Genomic DNA, 232 nt, shown 5'->3' with positions numbered 1-232 from the left:
CGTTGATAGGTCGGGTGTGTAAGTGTAGCGATACATTGAGCTAACCGATACTAATGAACCGTGAGGCTTAACCTTACAACACCGAAGATGTTTTGGCGAAGAGACATCGAAATTCAGCTTGATTACAGATTACATTGACATGCCCAGGAGGTGTGTTGATAAACAGAATTTGCCTGGCGGCTGTAGCGCGGTGGTCCCACCTGACCCCATGCCGAACTCAGAAGTGAAACGC

1 rRNA gene is annotated in these 232 nt (G+C 48.3%); it reads left to right on the top strand.

Going from position 1 to position 232, the window contains the following annotated elements:
* Positions 1-172 precede the first annotated feature (172 nt).
* A 5S ribosomal RNA gene (rrf, locus tag OGY68_RS22930) occupies positions 173-232 on the top strand; the annotation flags it as partial.

Origin of the sequence: Citrobacter sp. Cpo065, from assembly GCF_030332805.1 — a bacterium.
GTDB lineage: Bacteria > Pseudomonadota > Gammaproteobacteria > Enterobacterales > Enterobacteriaceae > Citrobacter > Citrobacter portucalensis.
Note: the sequence above shows the minus strand (reverse complement) of the source record. Positions and strands in the feature narration are given on the sequence as shown.